Raw genomic sequence first — 6,919 nt, forward strand, 5'->3', positions numbered from 1 at the left:
GGGCTGGCCGCTTCCGACTGGGGGATCGACCGCGTAAACCTGCTGCCGGCGAAGTTCCTGGAGCGAAAGCGGCGCCGGGGAAGCGTCATCGCCCTCGCCGTCATCCTCTCCGCCTTCCTGCTGGCGAACGCGGGACTGTTCCAGGGGCTGCGCGGGGCGGCGAACCGGTATCGCGACGTCCTGGCGAACTACGACTCGGTCACGCGGAGCATGGCGCTGACGCCGGAGGAATCCGCCCGCTGGGCGGAGTTCAAGAGCGCCCTGGGCGAGGCGATGCGGGGGGAGCAGGCGTACGCGCCGGCGTTCACGCGGTGGAAGGCGCTCCTCGGCGCCCTCGGGGCGTCGGCGCCGGCGGAGATGCGGTTGCTGTCCGCCGAGTTCACCCCCGGGCCGCCGGGGACGGCGGGGAGCGCCGGAGGCCGGGCCGAGCTGCGCGGGATCGTATTCGCGGCGTCTCCCGCGGACGCCCAGCGGCTGGTGAACGGTTTCCTGTTGTCCCTGCGGTCGCAGCCGGTGGTCATGGACGCGGAGTACTCGCCGCTCGAGCTTCGGCCGCGCGCCGGGGAGGCGAAGAGCGGGTACGAGCAGGAGTTCCTCCTCAAATTCACGATGAGGGAAAGATAGCGATGCGGTTCGACGTCCGGACGAAGGAAGGAGCTTTCCCCCTCGTGCTCGCGCTGCTGGCGCTGGCGGCGGCCTCGTACCGTTTCGTGTTCGTCCCGGAGATCGCGGAGATCCGGGCGCTGAAGGCGGAGGTCGCGCGGAAGGAGGCGGAGGTCGCCGATATCATGGCGCTGCGGACCGCGGTGGAGGAGTCGCGCCGCGGCGATGGGCAGCAACTGGACCAGCGGCTCCGGTCCTGGGAGCAGCGCGTCCCGGCCTCCCCGCAGCCCGAGCTGCTCCTTGCCGAGATCGGCGAGCGGGCCGTCCGCCATCGCCTCGCGTCGTTCGGGCTGACGGCGGCCGCCGAGGCCGCGGAGACGGCCCGGCCGGCGGAGTCGCCCGAAAGCGGGGCGAACCCGAAAGCGGTCCGCTCCTTGAGGGAGACCCGGTACCGGTTAACCTTCCGGTCCACTTACCGCGACCTGGCCGAGTTTCTCGACGGCATCCCCTCGATGCGGCGGCTGGTGACCGTGCGGTCCGTCGCGATCCGGGGGGAAGGCGGCGCCATGACGGCGACGGTCGACGTCTCCGCGTGGCACCGGGGGACGCCATGAGGCCGATCCGCGAGTATATGGGGGACCGGCGCGTCGCCGCCGCGCTCGCGGCGGCCGCGGTGCTGGCCGTCGGGTACCGGCTGTGGCAGTCGCGCGAAATCACGGAGGGTCCGCCCGCCCCCGTCGTGGAGGAGTCTCCTGCCGAGGCGATCCTGCTCCCGGCGCCGGAACCCGGGAAAGTTCCGCAGCCCGCGGCGTCGCAGCCGATGCCGGCGGGCTGGGCCGGCCCCGCATGGAATTGGGGCCGGAACCCGTTCCTCCCGCCGTCGGCGGAGCGCGCGCCGGGATCGGGCGGCGCCGGGGCGGAGGAGGGCGCCGCGGATCCGTCGCTGCCGGCGCTCCGGGGGACCGTGGTCGCCGGGGAATCCTCGGCGGCGATCTTCCGATGGGACCGCGCGGGGCAGGGGGACGTGCTGGTCCCCGCGGGCGGGAAGATCGGCGAGTGGACCGTCGTGAAGGTGGAGCCGTACCGCGTGTCGCTCCGCAGGGGGAAGGAAACGCGAACCCTGGAGCTGTATCGCCAGTAAAGGAGGCCGGCTCTTGAAGATCCTGACGATGTTCCTGATCGGGTGGACCGTGCTGGGGGCGGGGTGCGCGCAGCGCCATGCGGTCCGGAAATCTCCCCCGCCGCCCGTGACCGCCGCCCGGCTGCCGGCAGCGGCTCCCGAGATCGCGGCGCCTCCCGCCGCGCCCGCGGCGCCGCTTCCCGACGCGCTGCGCGAGGGGGCGGTGGAGCCGCGCCGGTCCGCCGCCGAGTTCCGGAAGCCCTCGAAGCGGTACACCCTGGTGATGACGGGGGCGGACGCCCGGGAGCTGTTCCTCTCCCTGGCGCGGGAGAACGAGTTCAACCTCGTCCTCGCCGCGGACGTGTCCGGGGCGGTGACGCTCGACATCAAGGACGTCACTGCGGAAGAGCTGATGGAGGAGGTCTGCGGGATGGTCGGCTGCCGCGTGGAGACATCGGGGAAGACGGTTCGCGTGACCGCGGCGAAACGGGTCACCCGTGTCTTCCCGGTCGATTACCTGTTGACCATGCGGACGGGAACGGGTTCGCTCGTCGCTTCCACGTCGGCCACCGGCAGCGGGACCATAGGGATCGAGAGCCAGAGCACGAACAGCATCACGACGGAGGAGAAGGGTGACTTCTGGACCCACCTCTCCGAGGAGCTCGCGGAGCTGGTGTCCGCCGGCGGGGGGAAGGCGGTCGTCAACCGGACCGCCGGGACCGTCGTCGTGACGGATTTCCCGGAGAACGTCGAGCGGGTCGCGCGCCATCTCCGGATGCTGGAGGCGCGGGCGCGCGCCGGCGTGGTCATCGAGGCGCAGATCCTCGAGGTCGCGCTCGACGACGACACGAAATACGGGATCGACTGGTCGGCGATGCCGGATCTGTCCCCGCACCTTACCGGGACGCTCGGAGGGAACGCCTCCGCGGTCCAGACGCTCGCCTCCGGCGCGACCGCCTTCCGGGTCGGCGTGGCGGGCTCGAAGTTCCGGGCCTTCCTCGACGCGCAGGCCGTCGCGGGGAACCTGGACGTTCTCTCCTCCCCACGGGTGGCCACGCTCAACAACCAGAAGGCCGTCATCCGGATCGGGCGGCAGGACGTGTTCTTCAAGGCCACGGTCACTCCCGCGAGCACGACCTCCGCCGCGTTCACGACGTTCACGCCGGAGAGCGTCACGGAAGGCATCATCCTGAGCGTGACGCCGCAGATCGGGCAGAACGGGCGGATCATGCTCTCGATCCACCCCTCGATCACCGAGAAGGTTGGGGATGCGCGGGCCCCCGACGGGAACACGGCGCCGATCCTCGACATCCGGGAGACCAACACGGTGGTCGACGTCGCGGACGGGCAGACGGTGTTCATCGGCGGGCTGATGCAGGAGCGGACGCAGGAGACCGTCACCTCCGTACCGTTCCTCGGCGAAATCCCGTTTCTCGGGGCGCTCTTCCGGTCCAACGCGCAGTTGAAGCGGAAGACGGAGCTGGTGATCCTCATCACGCCGCGGATCGTCCGGGCGTCGGAAGGAGCGGAGACGGGCGCGACGGCGGTCGGCCGGTGGGAGGAGCTGAAGCGGGGGCACCACCTCGGCGGCAGGCCGTGGCTGTACGGAACGGAGGGGGAGCGGGAAACCACCCGCCCCTGGAACTGAAATGTACGAAGGACATTTCCGCCTGAAGGAGAAGCCGTTCGCGCCGACGCCGGACCCGGATTTCCTGTTCCTGTCGGAAAGCCACCGGCGGGCGCTGGACCATCTGCTGTTCGGGCTGGAGGCGGGGGAGGGCTTCATCGTGGTCACCGGCGACATCGGCGTCGGCAAGACCACCGTCTGCCGCTCCCTGCTGCGGAGGATGCCGGAGCGGTTCACCACGGCGCTCGTCGTGAACACCCTCCTGACGGAGAAGGAGCTGCTGCGCACGATCCTCTCCGACTTCGGCGTCGAGGTGCCCGACGGGACGCGGAAAGACCTGCTGGACGCCCTGAACCGGTTCCTCCTGGCGGAGGCGGAGCGGGACCGCAGGCCGGTCCTGATCGTCGACGAGGCGCAGAACCTCGCCCCGCCGCTGCTGGAGCAGGTCCGCCTGCTGTCGAACCTCGAGACGGAGAAGCGCAAGCTCCTCCAGATCGTCCTGTTCGGGCAGAGGGAGCTGCAGGAGAAGCTGCTGTTGCCGGAGCTGAAGCAGTTCAACCAGCGGATCACCGTCCGGGCGCGGATCCTGCCGCTGGACCGGCCGGAGACCTCCCGCTACATCCACCACCGGCTGAGCGTCGCGGGGGCGGCGGGAGGCGCTTTCCTGTCCCGCTCCGCCGAGCGTCTGGTCTACCGCCGGTCCGGCGGCGTACCCCGGAGGATCAACCAGCTATGCGACCGGGCGCTGCTGGCGGCGTGCCTGCGGGAGGCGGCGTGCGTGGAGCGGGCCGACGTGCTTCGCGCCGCGTCCTCCCTCTCGGACGATGGGGAGGCGGGCGGCCGGGCCCCGGGGCGCTTCCTGCGGATGACGGGGCTCGCCGGGCTGCTGCCGCTCCTGGTGCGCATCGGGAAAGGAGGCGGGCTGTGAGCCTGCTCCAGGACGCGCTTCGCAAGGCGCAGAAAGGCGGGGAAGCGCCGCGGCCGCAGGAGCCCTCCCCGCTCCCCGACCTTCCCTCCAGAAAACCGGAAACGCGCTGGAAGCTGCTCGCGGGTGTGGTGGCGGCGGCGTTCGTCGTGGGAGCGGCGGGCGTGTTCCTGCTGATCCGTCGGCCCGCGCCGGCCGAGGCGCCGCTCGCGCAGGCGCCTCCGCCGGCCGTTCCCGCGGCGGCTGCGACGGAAGCGCCGGGACCGACTGTCGCCGCTGCCCCGACCCTCGCTACTCCTTCCGCGCAAGTGAGCACTCCCGCGCGTGCGCTTGATGGGAAGAAGACCGCCCGGCCGGAAGTCTCGCCCCTCCCGCAGCCTTCCGCAGCCGCGGGCGGCAAGGCCCGGGCGGCGGGGCAGGGGAAGGGCGAGCTGCTGGAGCGGTTCAACGAAGGGGCGGCGGCGCTTGAGCGCGGCGACGCTCCCGAAGCGGCGCGCCGGTTCCGGGAGGTGACGGAGGCGTCGCCGGAGGTCGTGGAGGCGTGGAACGGCCTGGGGATCGCCCTGCTGCGGCAGAAGAAGCTCGACGAGGCGGACCAGGCGCTCTCGCGCGTCCTCTCCCTGGCCCCGCGGTTCGCCCCGGGTCTCCTCAACGCCGGACTGCTGCGCCTCGAACAGGGAAGGACGGAGGAGGGCGCCGCGCTGTTCGCCCGCGCGGCGGAGGCTTCGCCGGAATCGCCGGTCCCCCGCGTGAACCTCGCCGCCGCGCAGGCGCGGCTGGGGAGGCTGGCGGAAGCGGAGGAGACGCTGCTGAACGCCCGGGCGCGCTTCCCCGGCGATCCCGGCGTTCTGTACCAGCTCGGAACGCTGTATGAACGGATAGGGAACCGGGAAAAATGCGCCGACGCCTATTCCGCGTTCCTCGCCGCGTCCGGAGGGGCCCGTCCCGCACTGGAGGAGAAGGTCCGGGAGCGGCTTCGTTCCCTCGCGCCGCAATCCCGGCTTGACGCGGCGACTCCAACCCTGTAAGGATGAACCGGTAAGACAGAAGCGGTTCCGCCGGGGCAAGGGAAGATGGTGGGATGCCATCGCTGCCCCGCAACTGTGACCGGCAACGAAATCCGCAAGGTATGCCACTGCCCGGACGACGATCGCAAAACGGGCGGGAAGGCGCGGAAAGTAGGACGGCGGCAACGGATCGTGCCGCCGGCGGCCGGAAGCCAGGAGACCTTTCCCGGCGGGGAACAAGCCCGAGGCGCCTTTCGCGGGAGAAGGTCCGGGACGGTCGACGCAACCAAGGTGCGCGCCCGATCCTTCCCTTCGCCCCGCGGCCGGGGCTTCGATCCGGGGGGATCTTGGGGCGCGTTTTCCTTTCATGCCGGCCGGCGCGACGCATGCTTTCGGCCCTCCTCTTCCTGCTGGCCGCCTGCGCGATCCGCCCGGCGTCCGCCGCCGGCGGGTATCCTCTGGAGCGCATCGACGACCGGGGAGTCGCGGTCCGCCTGGCCGCTCCTCCCCGCCGCATCGTCTCCCTCGCGCCCAGCCTCACCGAGATCGTCTTCCTCCTCGGCCGCGGCGACGCCCTCGCCGGGGTGACCCGGTACTGCAACCATCCGCCGGAAGCCGCCTCCGTGCCCAGGATCGGCGGTGTGACCGATCCCGACGTGGAGCGGATCGTCGCGCTGTCGCCCGACCTGGTGCTCTGCACGACCGACGGCAATCCCCGGCAGAAGGTCGAGGCGCTGGAGGAGATGGGGATCCCCTGCTTCGCCATAGGCCCGCAGGAGATCTCCGGCGTCATCGGAGCCATCGGGCGGCTGGGGGAGCTGCTCGGCGTCCCGGAGAAGGGGCGCGCGGCGGCGGCCTCGCTGCGGGGACGCGTCGAGCGGATCCGCGCCGCGGCGGGAAAGGGCGCAGGATCGGCGCCCCGCGCGCTGTTCGTCGTGGCCACGACCCCCCTCATCGTCGCGGGAGGCGGTACGTTCATGGATGAACTGCTCCGGCTGGCGGGGGCGGAGAACGCGGCCAGGCGGTTCGCGGGCCGGTATCCGCGCCTGTCCGTCGAGGACATCGTCGCAGCCCGCCCCGACGCGGTCTTCGTCGCGGGGATGGCGGGCGTGGAGCGGCTTCCCCTCGAGGTGACGCGCTGGAAGGAAGTCCCCGCCTTCCGGGACGGCGCCGTGTTCGTCCTCGACGGGGACATCGTCACCCGGCCGGGCCCTCGCCTGGTCGACGCGCTGGAGAAGGTGGCGGAGGCGCTCGCCGGGATGCGGAGCGGAAAGGGGAGGGGGCGATGAGCCGGCCGGCGGAGGGGCGCGCGCGCTTTGGGACGGTGCTGGCCGCGCTGCTGGCCGCGCTGGCGGGCGCCGTGGCGCTGTCGGCCGCAACCGGCCCGGTGCCGGTCCCCTTCGGAAAGTTCGTCGACGCGCTCCTGCGCGGCGGGATCGATACCCCCGCGCGGGTCGTCCTGTCGCTTCGCCTTCCGAGGGCGCTGCTCGGAGTGCTGGTGGGCGGGGCGCTCGCCTCCTCCGGCGTCGCCTTCCAGGCGCTTCTGCGCAACCCGCTCGCGGACCCGTATATCCTCGGCGTCTCGGGAGGGGCGGCCGTGGGGGCGCTCTCGGTGGCGCTGTTCCTTTCGGCGGACG

Annotated in this window: 8 protein-coding genes and 1 riboswitch; all 8 genes read left to right on the plus strand. The window is 72.1% G+C overall.

The window, feature by feature from the left end:
* The coding region (locus AB1346_11585) for a hypothetical protein (protein MEW6721081.1) at positions 1-624 on the plus strand (624 nt) is incomplete at its 5' end.
* Between the two features lie 2 nt (positions 625-626).
* Positions 627-1,217 carry a hypothetical protein gene (locus AB1346_11590; GenBank protein ID MEW6721082.1) on the plus strand — a complete coding sequence of 197 codons (591 nt, stop codon included), beginning with the start codon at positions 627-629 and terminating at the stop codon, positions 1,215-1,217.
* A complete protein-coding gene (locus AB1346_11595; protein MEW6721083.1) occupies positions 1,214-1,744 on the plus strand; it encodes a hypothetical protein in 531 nt (176 codons plus the stop codon). Before AB1346_11590 ends, AB1346_11595 begins: the two co-directional genes overlap by 4 nt.
* 13 nt (positions 1,745-1,757) lie before the next feature.
* Positions 1,758-3,371, plus strand: coding sequence for a secretin N-terminal domain-containing protein (locus AB1346_11600; GenBank protein ID MEW6721084.1), 1,614 nt, complete (start codon positions 1,758-1,760; stop codon positions 3,369-3,371).
* Between the two features lies 1 nt (position 3,372).
* Positions 3,373-4,278, plus strand: a complete 906-nt coding sequence (locus AB1346_11605; protein MEW6721085.1) for an AAA family ATPase — start codon at positions 3,373-3,375, stop codon at positions 4,276-4,278.
* The gene (locus AB1346_11610; protein ID MEW6721086.1) at positions 4,275-5,303 is read left to right on the plus strand and encodes a tetratricopeptide repeat protein; all 1,029 of its coding nucleotides are present in this window, start codon (positions 4,275-4,277) and stop codon (positions 5,301-5,303) included. Before AB1346_11605 ends, AB1346_11610 begins: the two co-directional genes overlap by 4 nt.
* A 37-nt stretch (positions 5,304-5,340) precedes the next feature.
* Positions 5,341-5,505: riboswitch (cobalamin riboswitch) on the plus strand.
* A 163-nt stretch (positions 5,506-5,668) separates the two neighbouring features.
* Entirely contained in the window at positions 5,669-6,571 is a 903-nt protein-coding gene (locus tag AB1346_11615) for a cobalamin-binding protein (GenBank protein MEW6721087.1), read from the plus strand.
* A partial coding sequence (locus tag AB1346_11620) for an iron chelate uptake ABC transporter family permease subunit (protein MEW6721088.1) occupies positions 6,568-6,919 on the plus strand: 352 nt, incomplete at its 3' end. The genes AB1346_11615 and AB1346_11620, both read left to right, overlap by 4 nt.

It is taken from the genome of Thermodesulfobacteriota bacterium, assembly GCA_040758155.1.
Classification (GTDB): domain Bacteria; phylum Desulfobacterota; class Deferrimicrobia; order Deferrimicrobiales; family Deferrimicrobiaceae; genus UBA2219.